The organism is Prosthecobacter algae (assembly GCF_039542385.1).
Lineage (GTDB): Bacteria > Verrucomicrobiota > Verrucomicrobiia > Verrucomicrobiales > Verrucomicrobiaceae > Prosthecobacter > Prosthecobacter algae.
In genome coordinates this window covers 257,518-280,992 of record NZ_BAABIA010000004.1, presented here as the reverse complement: position 1 = coordinate 280,992, position 23,475 = coordinate 257,518, and the positions used below count along the sequence as shown (strand labels likewise).

Genomic DNA, 23,475 nt, shown 5'->3' with positions numbered 1-23,475 from the left:
GGATAACAAAAAGTGTGTACAAAGAACTGGAGGCTTACTTCTTCCACAGCCAGCGAAGCGTGTCTGGCAGCATGGCCGCGCCGTGCTTGCCATTGTGGGTGCCTTCCCCCAGAACAAACTGGTAGTCATAACCGGCAAATTTCAGCGCCGCCGCCATATCCTGATTGGCCAAGGGCCAGTTGCCAAACTGGTTGTCCAGATCGTTCTTGCCGTCCTGGAGAAACACCTTGAGGGGCTTCTTGTCCGTCTTGCGGATGAGGGCCGGGTAAACATGTCCACCGCGGATGTTCGTGAAGGAGCCGATGTGGCTCACCACCTTGCGAAAGGCGTCCGGCTTTTCCCAGGCCACCGTGAAGGCACAGATGCCGCCGCTGCTGTTGCCGCAGATCGCGCGCTCATCAGGATTCGTGGTCAGGCTGTAGTCCTTGGCCACGGCGGGAAGGATCTCCTCCAGCAAGAAACGGGCGTAAAGATCCCCCAGGGAATCATACTCAAAGCTGCGGTTGCTCCGGGCCTTCACCTTCGGGTCTTTGTTTGGAAAGGTGCCGGGCTGAATGAAAATGCCAATCGTCACAGGCATCTCCCCTTTGGCGATGAGGTTGTCAAAAACCACCGGTGCACGGAACTGGCCGTCGGGCTTCACAAATCCGCCTCCGTCACAAAAGACCATCACCGCGGCAGGCTTGTCCTTGGAATACTGGGCAGGCACATACACCCACCAGTCGCGGGTTGTTCCTGGAAAGATCTTCGAGTCTGTCCAGGCGGGCATCTGGGTCACCTTGCCCTGCGGCACCCCAGCCTGCACCTGAGAGTCAGGCCCCAGAACGTATTGGTCGTCCTGCGGCGCAGCATGGAGATTGAAACTGAGGGCGAGAAACAGACAGGCAGCAAAGAGCTTCATAGAGAGCCTCAACAAACGTCCCTCAAAGCCGCTTGTTGCAACTGCAAACCCGGATTTCCACCAAAAACTCAATGAGCAACCACCGTGACAGGAACGGGGGCCAGCAACTGCTGCAAAGGCTTCGGATAGACACCGATCACGACGATCACCACCGCCAAAACAATGGCACCGGCTTTCGTTCCCGTTGCAACCTTCAAAGGCTCGGCTGTCTGCGCATCCGTGGCATACATGACCAGGATGGCACGGAAGTAATAATAGAAACCCACAGCAGCACCGATCACCGCGCAGGCCAAAGCACCCCAGGCGGCCTGATCCACAAGGCCGAAGAACACGAAAAGCTTGCCCATGAAACCGGCCGTGAGAGGAAGACCTGCAAGGGATGCCAGAGACAAGGTCATCGCCAAAGCCAGCACCGGACTGCGGCGGGCCAATCCCCGGAAATCCTGGATATCTTCACCGCCGCCATTGGCACGGAGAATGGCCAGCACCAGGAAACTCAGAACCGTCATCGGCAGGTACGTTGCCAGATAAAAGGCCACCACCCCGCCGGAGCTGAGATCAAACCGGGCCGAACCTGCACCCAGTGCCAGGAGCAGATAGCCTGCATGGCTGATGCTGGAATAGGCCAGAAGGCGCTTGATGCTCGTCTGGAACATGGCAGGCAGGCTGCCCAGGAGAATCGTCAGCGCACCACCCACAATGAGCAAGCCCTGAACCTCAGCGGCAATCACCGAGCCTGTCGCCATAAATGATTCCACCGTGCGAGTCAGCACCACAAAACCAGCGGCTTTTGAGCCGACCGAAAGAAAGACCGTCACCGGAATCGGAGCTCCCTGATAAACATCGGGCACCCACATCTGGAAGGGCGCGGCAGCGACCTTGAACCCCAGACCGGAAAGCAGAAAGGCTGCCCCCAGAAGAGCGGCAGTCCGGGAAGTTTCAGGCAGAGCCAGTGCCGTCCCGATACCCTCGAAACTCAGAGCTCCCGTGGCACCATACACCCAGGCAATGCCATAAACGAGAACACCCGTGCTGAGTGCCCCCAGAATGAGGTACTTCACACCGGCCTCCAGCGCCAGATTGCTTTTGCGGGCAAAGGCCACCAGCACGTAGAAAGACACCGTCACCAGTTCCAGCGACACAAAGACCGTGATCAGGTCCTTGGCCGAAGCCATCCACATCATGCCGACACACACCAGGATGGGCAGGCTGAAGAGTTCACTGAAGTTGCCACCAGGGGTGAACTTCGTGAGGTAGGCCGAGCTTTCCACCGTCAGCCAAAGCACCAGCAAGGTGATGACCAGCGCAAAGCCTTTATAAAAGACCGCCAGCGTATCGAGCTGATGATAAGGCTGCACAAAGGCGGGCAGATCTGCCCCAGATTTCGAAGCAAACAGAAACAGCACAAAGGCCAAGGCCACGCCGCCAATGCTGATGCCCGCCAGCGTGCGACGAGTAAGCGTGGGGACAAGGGCCTCAAGGCACAGCAGCGCCAGACCAAAAACAACCAGGAAGATTTCGACGGAGAAAACAGACATGGATCGGAAAAAAATCAGTTTCTACATCACAGCCACCTTGGCCGCAGACAGCGACTTCAGCAGGTCCAGCAGAAGCCAGGGGCAGCAACCGACAATCAACAGGGCTGCGGCGAGCAGAATCAAAGGAATGCGCTGGCTGAAGGCCGGGTCATTCATGAACAGGCCCGCATTGGCAGAACCTTGGAAAATATCGCGGAAGGCACGCAACATGTAAACGGCCGACATCACCACGCCCCACAGAGCCAGGATGACCGTCCACTGCATGGGCCCAATAGCATGGCCACCATTGCTGCCGTAAGCACCCAGGAACACCATCACTTCACCGGCGAAGTTCGCCAGACCCGGAAGCCCCAAAGAAGCAAAGGCCCCAAAGGCAAACAACAGCGTGAAGACCGGTGCGTGGGAAGCAAGCCCGCCCAGCTTGGAAAGCTCCAGCGTGCCCAATTGATTCCGCATACGGCCTGCGAGAGCAAACAGCAGAGCAATCGAGATGCCGTGAGCAAACATGAGCAGCACGGCACCTTGCAGGGCGATCTCCGTCCCCGCAGCGATGCCGAGGAAGATGTAACCCATGTGCATCACCGAAGAATTGCCCAGCACCTGGTCCAAGGAACGCTGGGCGATGGTGACAAAACCAATGACCAGAATGTTACCCAGCAGCATGAAAAGCAACGCCTGCTGCACCCACTCCACCTGCGCACCTTGCGGCAACAGCGGCAGTGCAATGCGGATCAGACCATACAGGCCAAACTTTTTGAGCACACCCGCATGCAGCATGGCAACAGGTGTTGGAGCAGTGGCATAGGCGGGTGCCGCCCAGCTATGCAGAGGGAAAAGGCTGACCAGCGTGCCAAAACCCAGAAGCAGCACGAAGAAGATGAGACCCTGCTTTTCCACAGGCAAGGGCGTCGAGGCCGCCTGAGCACGAAGCGCATTCAGATCGAACGTCAGTTTCTGACCGCCGCTGTATTCCAGCACCAGCCAGGCAAGGCCAGCCAGAAGGACAAGGCTGCCAGCTCCAAGATAGATCGTTGTCTTCCAGGCCACCGCTTTGCGATGGGAGTCTTCACCATGGCCATAAAGGCCAATCATGAGGAAGGTCGGGATCAGCGCCAGTTCATGAAAGGCGTAGATAAAAAAGACATCCGTGGAAAGGAAAGCCCCCAGACCACCTCCTGCAATGAGCAGAGAGGCAATGTGATAAATGGCGGGCTTGTCCGAAGCAATCTGCCAGACAGCCGCAAACGTGACGAGCACGGTCAGCAAGGCAAGAATCAGAGAAACACCGTCCGCGCCCACTCCGAAGGAGATGGCCGGATTGTCCAAAACCACACGGGCGCTTTCGAAGGCCATGCCCGCACCTCCCGCCGAGGCCGACTTGAACTGGAAAAGGAGTCCCAGGACAATGAGCAGGTTAAGGATGGCCGAGCCCACCGAGGTGGCACGGGCCGGTGCCCCGAGCCAGATGGCTAGGGCGGCGACAATTGGTAGCAGGATGACGATTTCGAGAACGCTCATTCCATTCCTCCATCAATGGCCCACAGAGGGCAGGACAAACACGACGACATAAACAACAAGCAGGACGCCGAGACCCAGCAGGAAGGTATAACCCTGCAAGTGACCACCCTGAAGAATCCGCGCGGCAGAACCGACACGCGCGGCGAGGTAAGCTGGCAGGCGAGCCATGATGCCGTCCACAATCAGACGCTCAAGCCCCGCCACGATCCACGCCACCGCATCCTGAAACACTTTGACGATGACCGCATAGACCTCGTCCACATAAAACTTGTTGGCGAACAGCTTGATGTTCAGCGGGTCTTTGTCCTTGCCCTTGTAAAGGAACAAACCACCGAACAATCCGATGGCAAGAGCCACAATGGAAGCAATGACCACGGTCGGATGATCTTCGGCATGGGTAGGCTTCATGGCTTCAAAGACCCCGGCAAGTGGCACTGAACCAAGGGTGAGCAAAGCGAGAATGATCAGAGGCAAGACCATGATGATCGGGGCCTCGACGGCATGGTGTGCAGAGTCTGTACGAGGTTTGCCAAAGAAGGCCACAACAAATAGACGGGTCATGTAGAAGGCCGTCAGCATGGCGGTAACAACACCGATCCAAAACAGAGGTCGACCTCCTTCCACTTCAAAAGCGACGCCGAGAATGGCTTCTTTGCTCCAGAAACCGCTGGTGATATAAGGGATCCCCATGAGCGAGGCTGTGCCGATGGCGAAAGTCACAAAGGTGACCGGCATGTGCTTCATCAGGCCGCCCATCTTCCACATGTCCTGCTCATGGTGGCAGGCATAGATGATGGCGCCCGAACCCAGGAACAACATGGCCTTGAAGAAAGCATGCGTGTAAAGGTGGAACATCGCCGGGTGGCCAGGGCCTGCCTCGTGATGATGCCCGCCCACCTGCATGGCAAGAAGACCGACAGCCATAACCATGTAACCAAGCTGGGACAGGGTGGAGTAAGCGAGCACGCGCTTGATGTCATTCTGCTGAGTGGCCATCAGTGCGGCAAAAATAGCAGTGATGCCACCGATCCAGGCGATGACCTGGGCGGCATCAGGAGACGCCTCGATCACAAAGGCGCAACGCACTAGCATAAACACGCCGGCGGCCACCATCGTAGCCGCGTGAATGAGGGCCGAAACCGGAGTCGGGCCTTCCATGGCATCCGGCAGCCAGACATGCAGAGGCACCTGGGCAGACTTGCCTACAGCACCCATGAACAGGCAGAGAGCGGCCGCCATCATGAACGCAGGCTGGGAGGCGGCGAGGTGATGCAGCGTGCCACTGGCGAAACTCTCGCGGAGACCATCTGCACCCACAAAATCCACATTGCCATGATTGGCCGCGAACAACATCAGAATGCCGATCATGAAGCCAAAGTCGCCGATACGATTGGTGAGGAAGGCTTTCTTGGAGGCATCCGCCGCAGAGGCTTTCTCAAACCAATGGCCAATCAGCAGGTAGGAACTGAGACCGACCAGTTCCCAGAAGATGAACATCATCACCAAGTTTCCGGCGAGCACGATGCCCGTCATCGAAAACATGAACAAGGACAGCGCCCCGAAGAAGCGAACCTTGCCCGCATCTTCCTTCATGTAGCCCAGGGAGAAAACATGCACCAGCAGACCGATGGAGGTGACGATGAGCATCATGCCACGGCTTTGCTGATCAATCAGGGCATCAATCGCGATCTTGAAATTGCCAACGCTGATGAACGGCAGCAGGACTGGATTGGAATCCTGGGAATGCAGCAGCAGCACGCTGATCACAAAGCAGATCGTGGCGGAGGCCACGGAAAGGAACACGCTGACGTTTTTCAGCAGTTTGTGTCCAAGCAAGATGGTCAGTGCCGTAAAAAACGGCAGCAGCAGCAGCAATGAAGGGAGTGTGGGGGCGGCGTCCTGGGCGGGCATGGAGCGGGAGATTCTCGGTTGCGCTTAGCCTTGCAGCTTGGTGACGGATTCAGTTTCGACGCTCTGCTTCGCACGGTAGAGAGCAACGATGATGGCAAGACCGACGGCCACTTCGGCAGCGGCCACCGTAATGGTGAAGAATACCAGCGACTGGGCGGCGTAATCAGGTAGGCCATCCGTCACCCGAAAGCGGGAAAAGGCCACGAGCGTCAAGTTGGCAGCGCTCAGCATCATCTCCAGGCACATGTAGATGATGATGATATTGCGCCGTGCGATGACCCCGGCAAGACCGAGGGCGAATAGCATGCCGCTGACGATAAGGTAATGATTGAGTGTGACCATCAGGCGTCCTTGACTCCTTTCTCACGCTTGCTCAGCACCACCACGCCGACTGTGCCCACGAGGAGCAGCAGTCCGACCACCTGGAGGTGAAAGCCGTATTTCTGGAAAAGCGTCAGACCCATGAGCTTCGTATCCGGAAGCACACCAGCCTTGAGATCGTTGGCAATAGTCGGCAGCTTAGCCGTTTCACCCGCCTGCTGAAGGGCCAGAGGTGCATCCTTAATTTTGACTGCTCCGTTGTTAAAGCTACTGCAGACCGTGGTGATCTGAAGGGCCAAAATCACCGCCAGTGTGATGCCGCCGATGACCGCAGGCAGATTCGGCTTCTTGCCTTCCTCAGCCTTGATGTCCAAAAGCATGATGATGAAAAGGAACAGCACCATCACGGCACCTGCATAAACCAGGATCTGGATCGTGCCGATGAAGTAGGCGTCCAGCCCCAGGAAAAGGGCGGCCAGGCCGACAAAGCTGGCAGCCAAAGACAGGGCGCTGGTGACCGGATTCCGCGCAGTCACCACCAATAGGCCGAAGCCCAAGGTCATGGCGCTGAAGAGATAGAAGAAAATGGACGGCATGGCTCTACTTCAGTTCATTCCACTTGTTGACCAGCCCGATGCGCTTGCCGCCGATCTCATAGAGCTTCTTTTTATCGTGCACCAACTCAGCGCGTGACTCGCCCGTGATGGCGTAATCTTTGCGGAGGTAGATGGCCTGCTCGGGGCAGACTTCTTCGCACATGCCGCAATAGATGCAGCGGGTCATGTCAATATCGAATTCCTTCGGGCGCTTCTCCACCTTTGCCCACGGATCATCGCTCGGAATTTCCCCTGGCGTGATGCGGATGGCCTTGGGCGGGCAGATGAACTCGCAGAGCTGACAGCTCACACAACGCTCGCGATCCTGCTCATCAGTCACCAGGGCAGGCGCACCACGGTAGTAAGAAGGCAGGCTGGCATCCCACTTCTGCTCGGGATATTCCATGGTCACCTTCTCCTTGCCGCCGACGATTTCGCGGAAGGTTTTGAGGGCGTGTCCCAGCGTGATTTTCAGACCCTTAACGAGCGTGGAAATGAACCACCTCTCATGCCAGGAGAGCTTGGGGCGTTGGACGATAATTGTTGCCATCGGAGGGGAGAATTACTTCACAAAGCAAGCCATGATCACGGCAGTCAGGATGACATTGGCCAGGGCCAGTTCGAACATGAACAGCCAGCCCAACTTCATGAGCTGGTCAAAACGGAAACGCGGTAGCGACCAGCGAATGAGGATGAAGAAAAGGATGAAGACGATGACCTTCAGGAAGAAGGTGGCGATGTGCAGAAGGCCCAGCCAGATGGGGGTGGAACCAGCGGCGTAATGAAGCTGGAAGCTGCTGCCAAACCAGCCAAAAACCGTGTCCATCCCGATCTTCTGCCCGATGTATTCAAAGAAAGGCCAGAAAGGAATGCTCCATCCGCCCAGGAAAAGCGTCACCGCCAAACCCGAACCAATGATCATGGCCGCATATTCACCCAGGAAGAACAGGGCGAACTTCATGGAGCTGTATTCAGTGTGGTAACCGGCCACGAGTTCCGTTTCACACTCGGCAAGGTCAAAAGGTAGACGGTTGGTCTCGGCGAACATCGCCACCGTAAAGATGCAGAAAGAAATCACCATCGGCACCAGCAGCACCCAGCGCTCGAGCGTCAGCCCTTCGCCCCAGAAAGGCAGCAGCAGCCAGCCGTTGGCATCCTGGAAAGCGGACATCTTAGAAAGGTTCAGCTCACCGAAAACCATCAGCACCGGAATGATGGAGAGGCCCAGAGACAGCTCATAGGAGATCATCTGCGCCGAGGCGCGCACCCCACCGAGGAAAGGATACTTCGAATTGGACGACCAACCAGCCAAAACGATGCCGTAAACGCCCAGTGAAGCGATGGCGAAGGTGAACAGAGGACCGACATTGAGGTCGGCAATCACGGATTTCACCGGGGCGGTGAATCCTGTGCCACCCAGCTTTTCAATCAGGGGATTGAGGAAGGAAAGGTCCAGTTCGCTGCCAAAGGGAAGCACGGCGCAGGTCATCAGCGCAGGGACCATCGTCAGCGCCGGGGCGAGCCAGTAATAGAAGGTATTGACCGACTTGGGAGTAAAATCTTCCTTCAGAAGGAACTTCAGGCCATCTGCCATGGGCTGCACCAGACCGCCGATGCCGAAGATCTGGATGTCTTTCTTGAAACCAAACAAAGTCAGGGGAATCCCGGTTCGGTTCGGGCCGACACGGTCCTGGATGATGGCCGAAAATCGCCTCTCCGCATACACGGAGTAAGCGACCATGGGCAAGATGACCAAAAAGGTCAGGAAAACGATCTTCACCACCGAAGTGATGAGGAAGGCAAAGTCGAAGCTGGCGAGAAGTGCTGCCATGGGGGCGTGTGCATTATCAGGAAGGCTTTACGACGGGCAACCCGAATTTGTGAAAAATTTCACAAGCTCATGCTTTTGGGACCTCAAAATGGCCACTCCCCCCTCATTTTTAGCCTGATTGCGGGCTTGCTTCTACCATGAAAGCATGCAGCGGGGCGCGTATGGATGAGGGTCCTGTTCAGAATCGGCCTCAGTTGCTCTTCGATTTTTGTCCAAAACCATTCAGAATGCGCCGATGCCACCCTGGATCGAGTATTCCGCCTGCGCTGTCTGTGCCGTTTCAGGCGTCCTAGCTGCCGAAGGCAAGCGCATGGACCTTTTCGGGGCCGTGGTGCTGGCCCTCGTCACGGCCGTGGGCGGTGGTACCATCCGCGATCTTTGCCTGGGGGTGCGCCCCGTCTTCTGGATCCAGGCCCCAGATCACATCACTTGGTCGCTGGTGGCTGCGGTGGGCACCTTTGTGCTGGCCCGTTTCATTGAGATCCCCAGCCGTGCCTTGACCCTGGCCGATGCCTTTGGCCTGGCCCTGTTTGGCATTGTGGGAACGGAGAAAGCCCTACTGTTAGGCTCCCCTGGAGTGATCGCCGTCTTGCTCGGCATCGTCACCGGCGTGGCCGGCGGCATCCTGCGGGACGTTTTACGCAGTGAGATCCCGTGGGTGCTTCGGGCCGAGGTGGAGCTATATGCCACCGCCGTGGGCATTGGAGCCACGGTCTTTGTACTGTTGGAGAGCTATTTCCCGCCTTCGGAAAGCCATCGCTACGCAGCCATGTCGGTCATTTTGCTCCTGCGCCTGGCCGCCATGAAGTGGAAAGTGCGGTTACCCACCTTTCAAACACGACCCAAAAAGTAAAACGCCCCGCATCAGAGCGGCTCGCGTCCGGTGGCCTCGATGAACTGCTGGCGCAGGCTGTTGTAGCTGGTCTCCCACTGGTCCAGCGAGCGCTGATACTCCACGATCTGCTTTTCCAGAAGCCCCACACGCTGCTGCAGGACGGCATCGGTGCTGCCGCGCTGGAGGTCCGGCCACTGCGATCCCATCAGCGTGGTCTCGGCGCTGCGGGTATGACGCGGGCTGAAGCCAAAAAAGGCCTGGTCGGAAAGACGCGATTCCGTGGCATCCACGCAATTGATCAGCACCACATTTTCATCGATTTCCCCAGTCGCCAAAAATTCTTGAATCGTGGCCACATTGGTCGGCCCATACAGATACTGGTCCGGCATCTGAATGAGCCAGTCCATCTGCAGTTCCAGGATCATCGGCGCGCGCTGCCAGCTCCGTCGCCCGTCATTGGAAAGTTTGTCCATGGGCGAGATTTTGGCCTCGCTGGCCCAGCCCATCAGGGTTTCGGTGGTGATGGGGCCATACTCCTGCTTATCAGCCGCTTTGATGAGATGCCAAGTCGTGTCGCTCATGATCAGGATGCTACTCAAAAGCCCCCGCCTGCGGGAAGCAAAAAATGAGCAAAAGAGCCCGCCGGGCAGAACGCAATTCCCTCCATCTCCAAGGCCCTGGCGTGGCGAAGCACCCAAACCCGCTCAAGGACCGTCAAAAATCGTCGGATCAGAAGTCGGCGGTGGCGAGCCAATGCCTTTGGTATGGACGATCCCCAAAGCTTTGCGTTTGCGGGCATCGGCAAAAAAAGCCTTCAGCAAGGCGATGCTGTCCTCCGCCAAAACCCCTGGCGTGATTTCACTGCGATGATTCAAATTGGGCGCCTGCAGCAGATTCCAAAATCCCCCTGCGGCACCGCCTTTGCTATCGCCACAGCCAAAGATCACCCGGCGGATGCGGCAGTGAACAATGGCACCAGCACACATGGGACAGGGCTCCTTAGTCACGTAAAGATCGCAATCAGCCAGGCGCCAGTCTTCCATCGCGCTCTCTGCCTGAGTCAGCGCCAGCATCTCCGCATGGGCCGTGGCATCCTTGAGGGTCTCCACCTGATTCCAGGCACGCCCAATGATCTGCCCTTTGTGGACGATCACAGCACCGATGGGCACCTCGTCCTGGCGCGCCGCCTTTCGCGCAAGCCGCAGGGCTTCGCGCATGTAATGCTCGTCCGAGGCAATGTCGATCGTGACCGGCAGTTCCAGGCTCATAGCAGTTCCTCGACAAAACGTTGACTGTTGAAGGGCTGAAACTCCTCCACCTTTTCTCCCAGACCAATGTAGCGCGTGGGCACGCCCAGCTCCTGCTGGATGGTCACCAGGATGCCCCCCTTACCGCTGCCGTCCAGCTTGGTCACGATGACGCCGGTGAGAGGGATGATCTTGTTAAACTCACGCGCCTGCTGCAGGGCATTCGCCCCGGTGGTGGCATCCACTACCAGCAGCACCTCGTGCGGGGAGGTACTGTCCTTGCGACCCAGGATGCGATGGATCTTTTTCAGCTCCTCCATGAGGTTGTGCTTGTTGTGCAGGCGGCCGGCCGTGTCACACAGCAGGAAATCAGCCTGCGTGCGGCTGGCGAGGTCGTAAGCCTCAAAACAGACGGAGGCAGGGTCCCCATTCGGCGGCCCCTTCACCATCGGAATGTTCAGCCGCTGAGACCAGACTTCCAATTGCTCCACTGCTGCCGCGCGGAAGGTATCCGCCGCTGCCAGCACCACCGTTTTTCCGCTTTGATGGAGCAGATGCGCCAGCTTGGCTGTGGAGGTGGTCTTGCCGGTGCCATTGACGCCGATAACGAGGACGACCTTCGGCTTTCCTTCGAAAGGGGTCAAAGCAGCCGCCTTTTCAGGCAAGATCTTGCGGATGTGCTCGCGCGCCACCTGCACGATGTCCGCGCCATGCAGCTTGCGGCTCTGGGCCTTCAGGTCGTCCACGATCTGCATGGAGAGCTTGGGGCCCAGGTCCCCGGTGATCAGGGCAGCCTCCAGCTCATCCCAATCGATGTCGGGTTTGGTGAATCGTTGCAGGAGGGACTTGAAAAAACCGGCCATAGAAAAGGAGAGGAAAGGAAAAGGGGCTGTTTGCTAACTCCATTTTGGCGATCACGCCATCACGGAATGATGAATGCACGCCGGAAGAATACACGTTGCAGCGGCGTTGTTGTATGCCCTTGTTTCATTCTCCATCATGAAGTTCACGCCCCTGCTCTCAGCCATCCTTCTTGGCACCTTTTCATTCAGCGCCTCAGCCGCCACCTTCACGGTGGAAAAAACCGCCACCGGTGGTGCCGTGGTCAAAATTGACGGTGAATTTTTCACCGAATACGTCGTGGATCAGGCCAACAAACCCTACCTCTGGCCCATCATCGGCCCAGGCGGTCAGACGATGACCCGCGCCTACCCCATGAAGACCGTGGAAGGCGAGCAGCATGACCACCCTCACCATCGCGGCCTCTGCTTCGGCCATGAAAACATCGGCGGTTACGATACTTGGGCCGAGCGCGCCACCTTTGGCGACAAACCCAATGCCAAGACCGAGGAGCGCGTGAAGCACCTGGGGGCCATCAAGCACCGCGAACTCAAAGACATCCAGGCTGGCGAAACCGCCGCCTTCACCACTGTGGCCGACTACGTGGACGCCTCCGGCAAAAAGACCCTCGAAGAAGTCCGCCGCCACACCTTCAAAGTCGTCAACGGCACCCGCCTGATTGACGTGGACATCGACCTCATCGCCACCGAAGGCGACACCCTGGTGGACGACAAAAAAGACTCCGGCCTCAGCATCCGCGTGCCAACCAACATGGCCGTGGAAAAGGAAAAGAAAGAGCGCGGCACCGGCAAGATCATCAACAGCGAAGGCCAGACCGATGCAGACGCCTGGGCCAAGCGTGCCACTTGGTGTGACTACCACGGCATCGTGGATGGTAAGCACGTCGGCGTCGCCATGCTAAACCACCCGAAGAGCTTCCGCCACCCCACCCCATGGCACGTGCGCACCTACGGCCTCTTCACCGCCAACCCCTTCGGCCTTCAGTCCCTGGATCCGAAGTCTGAGAGTGGTGCCATGACCCTGAAAAAAGGCGAGAAGCTCACCCTCCGCCACCGCTTCATCTTCCACCTGGGCGATGAGAAGGCGGCCAAGATTGCCGAAGCCTACGCCGATTACGCCAAGGAGCCCTGAGGCCCTGCCAGCACGGCCTAACCAAGTTCAAAACAAAAAGTCTTCGGCAGAAATGCCGAAGACTTTTTTATGGAGATGTTAAGAGCGGGTTTCTACCGCGAGTGGATCAGGCATAGTCTTCCACCCGATAGGTCCAGGGCAGCGGGCCGTCGAAGCCGTTGTTGTAAGCAGCACTGTTCATGAAGTAGGCGATGTCATAACCAGCGCCACCATCCACATCAATGTAGCTTTTGAACACATTCCCCACGGTATCTACCACGGGGTTATGACCTGCCAGGAAAACGTCGTCACCATTGCCCAGGAGCACACGGACATAGCCGTCAAAGAAGCTTTTGATGGACGAGACGGCGGTATCCGTATCGAACTGCACATAGTCCACACCATTGCCCGTGGCCACGGTGACGTTGCGGTCAAAGATGCTATCGCGAACGATCACATCGCTGTCCGCATTGCCGCGCAGACTGACACCGACATTGCTCAGGAAATCACTTTCCAGGAACTGGACGGTATCCGCATAGCCGAAACCGGCATCCGTGATCACACTCAGGTTGCCCTCGATGAAGCCATTGCGCACCATCACTTCCGAATCGCCAGCCCCGGTGCTGATGCTCACCCCGCCACGAACAGTGATGAGATCGGAATTCCCTTCAAATTGGCCGATGTCCACAACGTCCGTGCCGGTACCACCGGTGTAACGAACGCCGCCCACACTGGCAGCCACGGCATTGATGCCCAAGGAGTTGCTCCCGCTGGAGGCATTCATCGTGACGATGCCACCCACGAAGACTTCGGGTCCATCGAGAATCAGGTCGTCCTGCCCAATGCCGCCGGTATAGGTCAGGGCACCGCTGGCACCGAAGTATTCAGACGTAAAAACATCCAGCTTGTTCGTTCCCGAACCCGCGCTGAAGGCAAAATTGCCCTCAATGATCACTTCCCGAGCTTCCAAAAGAAAATCGTCATCGCCCGTCCCTCCAGTGTAGGTAAACCCACGGGAAGAAAGCTCGTCCAAATTGGTGGTGATGACGGTATTGGCGCCATTCCCCATGCGCAGGGCCAGCAGGCCGCCGACATTCAGGTCACCGCGCAAAGTTACGATATCCTCTCCGCCGAGGGCGTGCAGCGTCATCGCCTTGGTCACGGTGAGGGAATCCGTCAGTGAGTCGCCAATCTCAAAGTCGGTGAAGCTGTTGGTCGTGGTTCGCAGAGTCAGCGCCCCATTCACTTGCCCAACGCCCGTTTTGAACAGGAACTCCTGCCCCTCCGAGACCGTGCCGCCTGCCAAGGCCGAGATGTTGCCATTGGAGGTCAAAGTGACCGCATTCACCTCAAAGGTATTGGATCCGTTGCCCAGGTTTACGCTCAGGCCCCTGCCAAAAAACAGGTCACCCCCGGCTGTGAAATAATCCCCACCATTGCCCATGACCACGGTGGCCGTACCACCCAGGGCCGTAGAGGTAAGATCCAGAATGTCATCGCCATCTCCTGTGTTCACATTCAGCGCACCGGGGAGTGAGATACCATCCAAAATCATCTCGTCATTGCCAGCGCCCAGAATGGCCTTGACGGACAAAGGCGCATCAAAGGTGAGCGAGGTGGATGCAGCTCCACCATTGAGCTGGAACTGCGTGTCTGTCGCGCCACCGGCCAAGGCGGTGATCGTCCATTGGTCGCCAGATTCTGTGATGACAAAATCATTGTGATCCGCATCGCCAGTGATGGTCAGGGCACCTGCGGCGGTTAGGTTTAGAGTCACCAGGCCAGCGGGGGCCAAGCGGGACTCCAGAGTCTCCAAAACGGAGGTGGGGTTGAAAGTTTTCATGGGGGGAAAGTGGCTGGTTTACCCCTGCATAGACCCCTCGATGGCCGGAAGTATTCACCCTTTCCTGAAATTCAGCGATTTCATGAACTTTGCATGATGACTTCGGAGGTTGCCAATCCGCTGATTTCCCATGCCTCGGAGCAGAGTTGGCCATGCCTTCGCGAAATCCAGGGAGACAAAGTCACGTATCTTCCTTCATACTGCCGTTTTACTCGTCATCATGAAGTCACGACTGCTCCTATTCCTGGCCCTTGCCACCGCCACCCAGGCTGCGCCTGGAGGGAATCTGCGCTACAACCGCGACATCCGCCCCATCCTCTCTGACTACTGCTTTGCCTGCCACGGGCCGGATAAAAACCACCGCGAGGCAGATCTGCGCCTGGATGTGCGGGAGGCGGCGATCGAGATGAAGGCCATCCTGCCGGGCAAACCCGAGGAAAGCAGCATCCTAGAGCGCATCCACAGCCACGATGAGGATGATGTGATGCCGCCTCCGGAATCGAAAAAAACACTGACCGAGGCCCAAAAGACCCTACTGGCCGAATGGATACGCCAAGGGGCCGAATACGAGCCGCACTGGTCTTACACACCTCTGGTTAGGCCCAATCTCCCGCCCACGAAAAAAGCCCAAGGCCATGCCAACCCGGTTGATGCCTACATTCAGGACACCCTTCAGAAAAAGGGCATCTCCCCTTCCCCCCTGGCCGCACCACGCACCCTGGTGCGGCGGCTCAGCCTGGACCTTGTGGGCCTGCCTCCCACCCCTGAGGAAGCGGCCGAATTTGAAAAGGCCTTTCAGATCAATCCCCAGACAGCCGTGAACACCCTGGCAACCCGGCTGATGAAGTCGCCCCACTTTGGCGAACGCTGGGCGGCCTGGTGGCTGGATGTCGCGCGCTTTGCCGACACCGTCGGTTTTCATGGCGACCAGAACCAGCGCATCTTTCCCTACCGCGATTACGTCATTGCCGCTTTCAATTCTAACAAGAGGTTTGACCAATTTACGCTCGAGCAGCTCGCGGGCGATTTGCTGCCCCATCCCACGACGGAACAACTGGTGGCCACAGGCTTCAACCGCCTCAACATGATGACCCGCGAGGGCGGTGCCCAGCCGAAGGAATACCTGGCCAAATACCAAGCCGACCGCGTGCGCACCGTGGGTGGCACCTGGATGGGGGCCACGCTCGGCTGCGCGGAGTGTCACGATCACAAGTTCGATCCCTACACCGCCCGTGATTTCTACTCCATGTCCGCCTACTTTGCCGATGTGAAGCAGTTCGGCGTCTATGCCAGCTACGGTTACACGCCCGTCGAAGAGCTGAAGGGCTGGAGCAACGAGCACCCCTTCCCGCCTGAGATCCTGGTGGACAGCCCCTACCTGAAAACCCGCCTGGAAAAACTGCGCAGCCAGATGCAGCAGCTCGCCCTCCACGCCATCCAGGCTGCACCCGCCGCGCAGGTGGCCTCATGGAGGCAGGAAACACTGGCGGTGCTGACCCGCTCGCAGGATCCCTGGCAGATTCCGCCGCTGGAGGCATCCACCCGCCTGGCACCCCCAACCAAAAAAGGCGCTCCACCACCCAAACCTGCGAAGGAGGCTCCGCCGCCACCGCCAGACCCTTCCACGATTACCCAGATGCCGGATGGCAGCCTCCTCATCGCCGCCAAAGCCGCACAGGCCACCACCGTCACCTTCAAGCCTGAACCAGGACGCATCGCCGCCGTGAAGATCGAGCTCCTGCCCCGTGCTAGCCATCAAGACAGTCTTGAGCTTTCAGGCACCGCCAATGGCCTGATGATCGCCCCTGCCTTCAGTCATCGCCCGGCCGCTACCGAAAAAGACACCCCACTGGCCGTCTTTTTCGCCGATGCAGATGTCAAAGAGCCCCTCTACGCCGGCACCGTGGAAAAACCCGGTGTCACCGCTGGCTGGAAGACTTCAGCCAAACAGGCCAAAAGCAAACAGACTGCGGTCTGGCTACTGGATGTGCCCGTGGAAGTGAAGGCTGATGAGACCTTCACTGTCCGAATCCCCAATCACAATGCTGGCTGCCTGCGCATCTCCCTCGCCCGCATCGCCCCGCTCAGCCCGTTGGCAGAAAATTGGCAGCTTCCGCTCATGGAAGCTTTGAAGAAGGGCGACCTTAAAGATGTCACTCTTGCCCAGGCCTGGCTGCGGCAGTCTGGCCAAAGCCCAGAGGCCAAGACCACCTGGCAGGGCCTTCATGACCAAGTTCTAGAATGCAATGAAGGCAAGGCCTGGACCCAGGTGACGGTGCCCATTAAGGCCCCCCTCACCATCCGCCGCCTGCCGCGTGGCAACTGGATGGATGAGACCGGCGAAATCTGCCCGCCTGCCCCGCCGCAATTCTTGACGGGTGGTTCAGCCAAAGAAGGCAGCCGCCAGTCTCGTCTGGATCTGGCACGGTGGCTGACTTCGGCTGAAAATCCCCTGACAGCTCGCACCTTCGTCAACCGCTTGTGGAAACAGTTCTTTGGCAATGGCCTCTCCCAGGCCGTGGATGATCTGGGAGCCCAGGGCGAAACGCCCAGCCATCCTGAATTGCTGGATTGGTTGGCCGTGGAGTTTCGGGACAGCGGATGGGACATCCAGCATCTCATGCAACTCATCGTCACCAGCCACACCTACCTTCAGGACAGCCGAACCCGCCCAGAACTGAAGGATGCAGACCCGGGCAATCGCCTGCTCGCCTTCCAAAATCCACGCCGTCTGGAGGCCGAATTTGTGCGCGACAACGCCCTCTTTGCCGCCGGTCTGCTGAATCTGGATCTCGGCGGCCCCAGCGTGAAACCTTACCAGCCTGGAGGCTATTACGAGAATCTACAGTTCCCCAGCCGGGACTACCTGGCCAGCACCGATGACCGGCAATGGCGCCGGGGTGTTTACATGCACTGGCAGCGCACCTTCCTGCATCCTATGCTGGCCAACTTTGATGCCCCAGCCCGCGATGAATGCACCGCCACACGCAATGTCTCCAACACTCCGCAGCAGGCCCTCACCCTGCTGAATGACCCCACTTTCGTCGAAGCAGCCCGCACCCTGGCGGAAAAACTCCCCGCTGGCAGTGACGCTGACCGCCTCCGAATCATCTTCCAGCGCACCTTGGCACGTCAGCCCAAGCCCGCCGAAGAAACCAGCCTCCTAGGATTTCTCAAAAGCCAGCGGGAGGTCTTCCAGACCACCCCGGAAGACGCCAAAAAACTCCTCACCACGGGCATTCGCCCCGCTCCCTCAGGCGACCTCCCAGAACTCGCCGCCTGGACCAGCCTCTGCCGCGTGGTGCTAAACCTCCACGAAACCATCACCCGCTACTGATCGCTTCATACCGACCTGACGAAATAAGAAGTCTAATACGATTGGCAAAAATCACCTCGATTCCTCACCCCTGCCTTCTCCTCTCTGGGGAGGGGGACGTCTTTTTGCCTTAAATATAGCAGACCAAGCGACTGTCCCTCTCCCTCTGGGAGAGGCTAGGTGAGGGGCTGGCGATATCGATCTACCAGATTAAATTTCAGGCTGGTGTTCGTTCGTCACCTTCATTGAATAAAGCGGTGGCTGCGCTGCATCTTATTTCGGCTTGCGGAGAGGTGCGAAGCCGCGAAGCGAATCTCCGCGCTCCCCTCGGGCGGCTGCGCCGGAAGGAAAAGACACTTCACACTCCCATTTTAGGCTGAATGCTATTTGGACGCCTCAGAAAAGGGGCAGGCGAATCAGACTTTGGCGGGTGCAGGCGGTGCGTCCTTGCGAGCAGCAGGGGTGTAGTAGTAGCTGGCGTAATTGTAATACGTGTACTCTTTGAGGCTGGTGGAAGCCCGGTTGAGGATCACGCCGCCGACATTGACCTGACGCTCATACAAGGAATCGAGCGCCTTACCGCTGAGTCGGGCCATGGTGGAGGACATGCGGACTACAAAGAGGACCGTATCCACTTTCGGGGCAAAGCTGCCCGTGTCGTCCGCCACGAGAACAGGAGCACTGTCGAAGACGACGTAATCGTATTCAGCCCCCATCTCATGCAGCACTTCCTCGGCTTTTTTGGAAAGCAGCATCTCGGAAGTCTGGTCGAACACTTCACCACGGGCCAGTAAGTGCAGATTGCGGGTGGAGGTTTCCTGAACGGCATCACGCCAATGCAGGCTGCCGCGCAGAACCTCGGTCAGACCTGGGCTGACAGGGAGCTTGAACAATTCGCTGACACCGCCACGGCGCAAGTCGCAGTCTGCCAGCAAGACGCGGGCACCGCCAAGGGCGAGCGTCACAGCGAGATTCGAAGTGACCGTCGTTTTACCTTCGTTCGGAACCGCACTGGTAATCAAGATCGTCTTGGGCATTTTACCCTGCCAGTTTTTGAATAGAATGGACGAACGAATGTTGCGGAATGCCTCTGCGTAGAGATGGCGCTGATCATTGGGCTGCAGCAATTGCACGTCGCCACGCTGGCGCTGATCGGGAACCTGACCCAGAACGGCCTCCCCAGGGAAAATGGACTGGAACTCACTGAAGGAGTTCATCCGGTCATCCAGATGATCAAAAATCAGGAGGATGATGACGCCCGCAGCCAAACCTAAAACAAGGCCAATGCTGAGAGGTGTCAGCCATTGAGCATCAGTCTTCAGGGCCAACGAAGCATGCTCCTGCACCGCCACGTAGTCGGTCTGAACGTTCTGCAACTGCTGGAATTCCTGCACACGCTCAAACATGCGGTCGTGGGCCAGCTTGGTCGCCTTAAACTCTTCCTCAAGGCGTTCGTGCTGGGCCAACTTGGACCCCAGCTCAATGGCCTCCTTTTCCTGGGCCACAATCTGCTGCTCCATACCGCGCACACGGCGCTCTAAGTCGGCCTGCTGGCCGCGAAGCTCCTTGATGATCTCCTCCTGGAAATTGGCGAGGAGAGCTTTCTCAGACTCGATTTTTTCATCCACATCCACCACCATCGGGTGCTGTCCCTTGAAGGACTTGAGAAGTTTCAGCCGCTCATTTTCCAATCGTAGGATGCTCTTGCGGGTTTCCAGGTAATCCCGCTCGACGGAAGTGAGTCCGAGACTGTTGTTGGTGGTCTCAACATTCGGTGCCGGTTTATCTGTGGGAGCTGGGGCCGCAGGGCTGCCTTGGGGAGCAGTGGTGAGAGAACGCTCACGGTTGATCATCGCCTGATCCACATCTGCCAGGGCCAGGGTGATATCGTTCAGTTCCGTCTCAAGAGACTTCTTTTTAATTTTGAGGCTGATGAGGAAGGCCGCCGCTTCGTTGTTGCCATTCGTCAGGGTCACGATGTTGTTTGCTTTGCGGAAGGCCTCCAGCTTCTCCCCACGATCTTCGAGTTCCTTGCTCTTTTTAACCACCGTCTCGGTGAAGGTGTTCAGGGCGCGCTCCAATCCCTGTTCGCGGATCTGCTGGCGGAAAGAGACAAACTCATCCAGCAGAGCTTCGAGGAAAATCTGCGTGTACTTCTGTTCTGCACCGATGGCAAAGACGTTAAAAATGGCCGAACCACGGGTCTGGCTGACCTTGATTTCCACCTCGGAGTCCTTGAGATCCGGGTGCAGGGCCTGCACGCGGGTAAGGGTGCGCTTCTTCAGATCGGCACTTTCCAGGGTCTCGGTGATCGTCCCGTAAAAGTCCTGCATGGTCTCCTGCCAGTTCAGGTCCCCCTGTGCCACCATGCGGCCACCAGCCACCAGTTTGGCCAGCGAGGTGTAGTTCACCGGCTTGTTCATGATCTGCAAGGCAGCAATGCAAACCCCGATGCTTGCAGTCAGCAAAAGAAACCACCAGCGGCGGGCCAGCAACAGGCGGTAGCGCTGAAACTTGGCCGAAGTCTCATGAATCCGGTTCAGGTTGGTGGACGGGTTCTGCCCAGGCAGAGCCAAGTTGGCATCCAGAAGGTTCGGAGGAGGATTATTCACGGCAAAAAGATAGAGTCATCTGTGGTGGCAGATGCATGGACATGCATGATGCCACGCCAAAGCGGCCTTTGCATTCGAAAGTTCAGGACACGCACAAGTTCAAAAAGACCCTATATCTAACCAGCGAGGGCCTTAAAAGTTCACTTTTTTCTCGTCCACGATGATCACATCGTTTTTGCGGAGGTAAACGTCGTAGTCGAGGTTTCCCTGGCGCATGATGCTGTCCAGATTCACTAGAATGGTCTTGTTGCCTTGGGCGGTCTTGCGCACCAGCTTGACCTTCTGAGGATTGGCAAACTGCGCAAAGCCACCCGCACGAAGGATGGCCTGGCTGATAGTGATGTCTTCGTCTTGAGGAAGCTCATACTTGCCCTGGCGGAGCACTTGGCCATAAACCGTGAAGAAATCGATCTCGGAGCTGCCGTAACGCACGCGAGCATTTGGATCGTCCTGACGCTTAAGGTCAATGGACACCACGACGGTAGCGGAATTGTAGTAGTTCTGCTCGAGACGGCGCTTCACTTCAAAAGCAAGCTGGCGGCAGGTGCGACCAGCAGCTTTGACGAGACCAATATGCGGAGCCGTCACTTCTCCCGTGGCACCCACGCGCATTTGCTGAGGTTCACGGCGATCTTCCACCACGCGCATGCTGATAAGATCTCCAGACTCGATGATTTGGGTGTCATCAAGGACATCCATCGAATTGAGAACGGCAGCAGAACGAGCGACGTCCCCGGTCGGGGCTGGTGTCGGCGTAGCAGCACGGCGCTCGTCAAGTTCACGAAAGCCCGGATCCTGCGCCAGAGAAAAGCTGGCGGAAGTGAAGAGAAGAAAAGCGCAGGTGCGAAAAACAGACATGGCAGTCAGATAAAAGAATCGAACGGGCGAGAAATACAGCCCGAAACAGATCAGAAGTTGTAATTGACGCCTAGAATGACGCGGTTCTGCTCAAAGTCCTGGTTATTGAAGCCTGGAGCTCCAGAGGTGACATCAGTGATGTAGTACCGATACCCCAGGGACACATTGCACTTCGGCGAAAGCACATACGTCAGGTCAAAGTTAAACGCGTGCTGATCGAAGTTGCCGAAGCTTGCAAATTCACCAGCGGCATTTGAATTGGTGCGGCCAAAGTGATAACCAGCACCGAGACTGATTTTAGAGGACAAGCGATGGGCGACGTGGAAGTCGAGACCATACTGGCTAAGGTCCTGAGCATAGGCACCGCCAGAAGCTTCAGCGTCTTCATAATAACCGCTGAGGGAGATGCGGCTACCTTTCCAGGCGATGACCGAAAGGCCATAGTTGATGTAGTCAGAGGTGATGAAGTTCGAAGTCACGTTCAGGGAAGACTCATGACCAAAGGACAGGGACTGGCTGACGCGGGAATTCAACTGATTGCTGATGGTTACGCCGTAGTAGAAGTCACTGAGGTCATTGTTGTCTTCGTTGGTCAGAGGGATGCCGCCAATTCGTGGGAATTGCGTTGAACCTTTGGCGAAGCGGACATCTTCAAAGTCGAAGTTCTGGTAGCCAGCCGCCAGACGGATGTAGGTGGTGTCCCCCACTGGCAGAACAAAGAAGCTGCCGAAGTTGCTGAGCGTGCCGTCGTTGTTGAAGCCACCATTGTAAAGGAGGCTAGTGATACCACCTTCGACGCCAGCCACCCAGCTACCCGTGGGGCTGTAGCTGAGGGAACCGTGAAGGGAATCTGTGGTGCGGCCAAAGTTCTGGGAGTCATTGACGGCGTCCACGGTGCCTTCTTCAGCTTCCTCAAGAGGATCGGCAAAAGAATGCATGTAGTTAAGGGCCAGTGTCCAATCGGAGTTGATGCGCCAGTTGGCAGCAACCCCTGTGTCATTCTGAAACACTCCGAACACTTGGTTTTGGGTCAAAGCGAAGTCATTGCGGACAGCCGGACGGACAGAAGTGCGGTTATAGACTGTGATGAACACTGGGCCGGCCTTGATATCAAAGGCGATGGTGCTGCCCGGAAGCACGTTCAGCACAAAATCGCCGCCGCCATAGGGGGCGAGATCGGGATTGTCGAAGTAATGGTCAAAGCCAATGGCCGTCGAAATGGACAGGCGGTTGTTTTGGGTGACCTGATAATTGGCATCAATGTTCAGCAAAGTGGTGCTGATGACATCCGACTGCGGGTTAGTGCCCGAGCGATTGACGTTGTCGTTGTATTCAAAACCCTGGTAGAGGCCAAAACCGACGTTGATGGGCCCCACCTTCACGTTGCGGCGACCGTTCAGGAATGGATCTGAAACGTAGGTCGGCGCGAAGAAGCCTGTCGGCGATGTGTACTGGCCAGCGTAGTTGGTGTAATCACCCACTGTGCGGGCAGAATAGGCTGCACCACCGCTGCGGACAGAAGGACGGGCGATCTCACGGGCGGCCTGGTAGTCGGTGGAGCGCTGCCCCATGCCTTCCTCTTCGTTGGAGCGATAAACGCCACTCTTGTAATCATAGGTCACATCGCCATCACGAGTGCCTGAATTCGTGGCCGCACGCTCTGCCTTTTGGCGGGCACGAAGGTCGTCGAAAAACAGGCCAGTCTGTGTGGGGGAGGCACCATACTGAGCCAAAGCGGAAGAAAGTCCCATCAACTGCACGCCGCCTAATGCGATGGCGATCAACAAAGAGCGGTGAGAATGGGGTGTGCAGGCTGTCATACGTGAGGGAAAGGCGGAGATTGGGGGGATAAATTCCGATTCGCTAAAAAGTGATAAAAGCAACTGTGGTGCCGCTTGTCTATCCTAAAAACGACCTTTGAAGCGAAGAGAATGTTTCAAATGTCACTTTTTTACCACTTGGAGCCCGATTCAAACGCATTGAGCCTCAGGGAAATTTCCTGATTTTTCATTCTTTAATCAGGTTTAATGCAATACTGAGGATTCGACGACACCCCCTTCCAGCCATCGCTGGCGGGCAAGCGCACCCCGCGTATCGCCAAAGTCGAGCTCGAGCTGTATGTCTCCCTGACGGCTTGACAGCAAATCCCGACGACGAACGAGCGATCCATTATCCGT

The 23,475-nt window shown here is 57.3% G+C and carries 18 protein-coding genes; 3 read left to right on the top strand and 15 right to left on the bottom strand.

Annotated elements, in window-relative coordinates:
• Nucleotides 1-34: 34 nt before the first annotated feature.
• The 8 genes from ABEB25_RS11105 to ABEB25_RS11070 form a co-directional block, all read right to left on the bottom strand.
• On the bottom strand, nt 35-901 hold the full coding sequence (locus tag ABEB25_RS11105) for an alpha/beta hydrolase (RefSeq protein WP_345736475.1): 867 nt from the start codon (nt 899-901) through the stop codon (nt 35-37).
• A gap of 68 nt (nt 902-969) precedes the next feature.
• Nucleotides 970-2,439 carry an NADH-quinone oxidoreductase subunit N gene (locus ABEB25_RS11100; RefSeq protein ID WP_345736474.1) on the bottom strand — a complete coding sequence of 490 codons (1,470 nt, stop codon included), beginning with the start codon at nt 2,437-2,439 and terminating at the stop codon, nt 970-972.
• A 21-nt stretch (nt 2,440-2,460) separates the two neighbouring features.
• Nucleotides 2,461-3,957 (bottom strand): complex I subunit 4 family protein, encoded by a 1,497-nt coding sequence (locus tag ABEB25_RS11095; RefSeq protein ID WP_345736473.1) that lies wholly within the window; start codon nt 3,955-3,957, stop codon nt 2,461-2,463.
• Between the two features lie 12 nt (nt 3,958-3,969).
• Nucleotides 3,970-5,868 (bottom strand): NADH-quinone oxidoreductase subunit L, encoded by a 1,899-nt coding sequence (nuoL, locus tag ABEB25_RS11090; protein WP_345736472.1) that lies wholly within the window; start codon nt 5,866-5,868, stop codon nt 3,970-3,972.
• Nucleotides 5,869-5,892: 24 nt separating this feature from the next.
• Complete coding sequence (gene nuoK, locus ABEB25_RS11085) at nt 5,893-6,210, bottom strand: NADH-quinone oxidoreductase subunit NuoK (protein ID WP_345736471.1); 318 nt, start codon at nt 6,208-6,210, stop codon at nt 5,893-5,895.
• Nucleotides 6,210-6,785, bottom strand: a complete 576-nt coding sequence (locus ABEB25_RS11080) for an NADH-quinone oxidoreductase subunit J family protein (protein WP_345736470.1) — start codon at nt 6,783-6,785, stop codon at nt 6,210-6,212. Before ABEB25_RS11080 ends, nuoK begins: the two co-directional genes overlap by 1 nt.
• Nucleotides 6,786-6,789: 4 nt before the next feature.
• Nucleotides 6,790-7,335 (bottom strand): NuoI/complex I 23 kDa subunit family protein, encoded by a 546-nt coding sequence (locus ABEB25_RS11075; RefSeq protein WP_345736469.1) that lies wholly within the window; start codon nt 7,333-7,335, stop codon nt 6,790-6,792.
• Nucleotides 7,336-7,347: 12 nt separating this feature from the next.
• The gene (locus ABEB25_RS11070; protein ID WP_345736468.1) at nt 7,348-8,616 is read right to left on the bottom strand and encodes a complex I subunit 1/NuoH family protein; all 1,269 of its coding nucleotides are present in this window, start codon (nt 8,614-8,616) and stop codon (nt 7,348-7,350) included.
• A 208-nt stretch (nt 8,617-8,824) separates the two neighbouring features.
• Between ABEB25_RS11070 and ABEB25_RS11065 the strand changes: the two genes are divergently transcribed.
• The gene (locus ABEB25_RS11065) at nt 8,825-9,469 is read left to right on the top strand and encodes a trimeric intracellular cation channel family protein (RefSeq protein WP_345736467.1); all 645 of its coding nucleotides are present in this window, start codon (nt 8,825-8,827) and stop codon (nt 9,467-9,469) included.
• An 11-nt stretch (nt 9,470-9,480) separates the two neighbouring features.
• Here ABEB25_RS11065 and ABEB25_RS11060 read toward each other — a convergent pair whose 3' ends face one another.
• The 3 genes from ABEB25_RS11060 to ftsY all read right to left on the bottom strand — a co-directional run bounded on the left by ABEB25_RS11060 (nt 9,481) and on the right by ftsY (nt 11,561).
• Nucleotides 9,481-10,032: a hypothetical protein gene (locus tag ABEB25_RS11060; RefSeq protein WP_345736466.1), complete on the bottom strand. Its 552-nt coding sequence runs from the start codon at nt 10,030-10,032 to the stop codon at nt 9,481-9,483.
• A 123-nt stretch (nt 10,033-10,155) separates the two neighbouring features.
• Nucleotides 10,156-10,719 (bottom strand): tRNA adenosine(34) deaminase TadA, encoded by a 564-nt coding sequence (tadA, locus tag ABEB25_RS11055; protein ID WP_345736465.1) that lies wholly within the window; start codon nt 10,717-10,719, stop codon nt 10,156-10,158.
• Nucleotides 10,716-11,561: a signal recognition particle-docking protein FtsY gene (gene ftsY / locus ABEB25_RS11050; RefSeq protein ID WP_345736464.1), complete on the bottom strand. Its 846-nt coding sequence runs from the start codon at nt 11,559-11,561 to the stop codon at nt 10,716-10,718. Before ftsY ends, tadA begins: the two co-directional genes overlap by 4 nt.
• A gap of 136 nt (nt 11,562-11,697) precedes the next feature.
• On the opposite strand from ftsY, the gene ABEB25_RS11045 reads away from it, so the two are divergent.
• Nucleotides 11,698-12,690 (top strand): DUF6807 domain-containing protein, encoded by a 993-nt coding sequence (locus ABEB25_RS11045; protein ID WP_345736463.1) that lies wholly within the window; start codon nt 11,698-11,700, stop codon nt 12,688-12,690.
• Nucleotides 12,691-12,796: 106 nt separating this feature from the next.
• Here the strand turns inward: ABEB25_RS11045 and ABEB25_RS11040 are convergent, their stop codons facing one another.
• Nucleotides 12,797-14,512, bottom strand: a complete 1,716-nt coding sequence (locus ABEB25_RS11040) for a hypothetical protein (RefSeq protein ID WP_345736462.1) — start codon at nt 14,510-14,512, stop codon at nt 12,797-12,799.
• 220 nt (nt 14,513-14,732) lie between these two features.
• On the opposite strand from ABEB25_RS11040, the gene ABEB25_RS11035 reads away from it, so the two are divergent.
• On the top strand, nt 14,733-17,849 hold the full coding sequence (locus tag ABEB25_RS11035; protein WP_345736461.1) for a PSD1 and planctomycete cytochrome C domain-containing protein: 3,117 nt from the start codon (nt 14,733-14,735) through the stop codon (nt 17,847-17,849).
• A 395-nt stretch (nt 17,850-18,244) separates the two neighbouring features.
• Here the strand turns inward: ABEB25_RS11035 and ABEB25_RS11030 are convergent, their stop codons facing one another.
• The 3 genes from ABEB25_RS11030 to ABEB25_RS11020 all read right to left on the bottom strand — a co-directional run bounded on the left by ABEB25_RS11030 (nt 18,245) and on the right by ABEB25_RS11020 (nt 23,118).
• Nucleotides 18,245-20,440 carry a polysaccharide biosynthesis tyrosine autokinase gene (locus ABEB25_RS11030; RefSeq protein ID WP_345736460.1) on the bottom strand — a complete coding sequence of 732 codons (2,196 nt, stop codon included), beginning with the start codon at nt 20,438-20,440 and terminating at the stop codon, nt 18,245-18,247.
• A 132-nt stretch (nt 20,441-20,572) separates the two neighbouring features.
• Nucleotides 20,573-21,298 carry a polysaccharide biosynthesis/export family protein gene (locus ABEB25_RS11025; protein ID WP_345736459.1) on the bottom strand — a complete coding sequence of 242 codons (726 nt, stop codon included), beginning with the start codon at nt 21,296-21,298 and terminating at the stop codon, nt 20,573-20,575.
• Nucleotides 21,299-21,348: 50 nt separating this feature from the next.
• Nucleotides 21,349-23,118: a hypothetical protein gene (locus tag ABEB25_RS11020; protein ID WP_345736458.1), complete on the bottom strand. Its 1,770-nt coding sequence runs from the start codon at nt 23,116-23,118 to the stop codon at nt 21,349-21,351.
• Nucleotides 23,119-23,475: the final 357 nt, after the last annotated feature.

What these genes read in the sequence shown, in the direction of transcription:
- tadA (WP_345736465.1), bottom strand. Translation starts at nt 10,719, where the DNA reads ATGAGCCTGGAACTGCCGGTCACGATCGACATTGCCTCGGACGAGCAT.
- ABEB25_RS11045 (WP_345736463.1), top strand. Translation starts at nt 11,698, where the DNA reads ATGAAGTTCACGCCCCTGCTCTCAGCCATCCTTCTTGGCACCTTTTCA.
- ABEB25_RS11075 (WP_345736469.1), bottom strand. Translation starts at nt 7,335, where the DNA reads ATGGCAACAATTATCGTCCAACGCCCCAAGCTCTCCTGGCATGAGAGG.
- ABEB25_RS11080 (WP_345736470.1), bottom strand. Translation starts at nt 6,785, where the DNA reads ATGCCGTCCATTTTCTTCTATCTCTTCAGCGCCATGACCTTGGGCTTC.
- ABEB25_RS11100 (WP_345736474.1), bottom strand. Translation starts at nt 2,439, where the DNA reads ATGTCTGTTTTCTCCGTCGAAATCTTCCTGGTTGTTTTTGGTCTGGCG.
- ABEB25_RS11095 (WP_345736473.1), bottom strand. Translation starts at nt 3,957, where the DNA reads ATGAGCGTTCTCGAAATCGTCATCCTGCTACCAATTGTCGCCGCCCTA.
- nuoL (WP_345736472.1), bottom strand. Translation starts at nt 5,868, where the DNA reads ATGCCCGCCCAGGACGCCGCCCCCACACTCCCTTCATTGCTGCTGCTG.
- ABEB25_RS11105 (WP_345736475.1), bottom strand. Translation starts at nt 901, where the DNA reads ATGAAGCTCTTTGCTGCCTGTCTGTTTCTCGCCCTCAGTTTCAATCTC.
- nuoK (WP_345736471.1), bottom strand. Translation starts at nt 6,210, where the DNA reads ATGGTCACACTCAATCATTACCTTATCGTCAGCGGCATGCTATTCGCC.
- ftsY (WP_345736464.1), bottom strand. Translation starts at nt 11,561, where the DNA reads ATGGCCGGTTTTTTCAAGTCCCTCCTGCAACGATTCACCAAACCCGAC.
- ABEB25_RS11070 (WP_345736468.1), bottom strand. Translation starts at nt 8,616, where the DNA reads ATGGCAGCACTTCTCGCCAGCTTCGACTTTGCCTTCCTCATCACTTCG.
- ABEB25_RS11025 (WP_345736459.1), bottom strand. Translation starts at nt 21,298, where the DNA reads ATGTCTGTTTTTCGCACCTGCGCTTTTCTTCTCTTCACTTCCGCCAGC.
- ABEB25_RS11040 (WP_345736462.1), bottom strand. Translation starts at nt 14,512, where the DNA reads ATGAAAACTTTCAACCCCACCTCCGTTTTGGAGACTCTGGAGTCCCGC.
- ABEB25_RS11020 (WP_345736458.1), bottom strand. Translation starts at nt 23,118, where the DNA reads ATGACAGCCTGCACACCCCATTCTCACCGCTCTTTGTTGATCGCCATC.
- ABEB25_RS11035 (WP_345736461.1), top strand. Translation starts at nt 14,733, where the DNA reads ATGAAGTCACGACTGCTCCTATTCCTGGCCCTTGCCACCGCCACCCAG.
- ABEB25_RS11060 (WP_345736466.1), bottom strand. Translation starts at nt 10,032, where the DNA reads ATGAGCGACACGACTTGGCATCTCATCAAAGCGGCTGATAAGCAGGAG.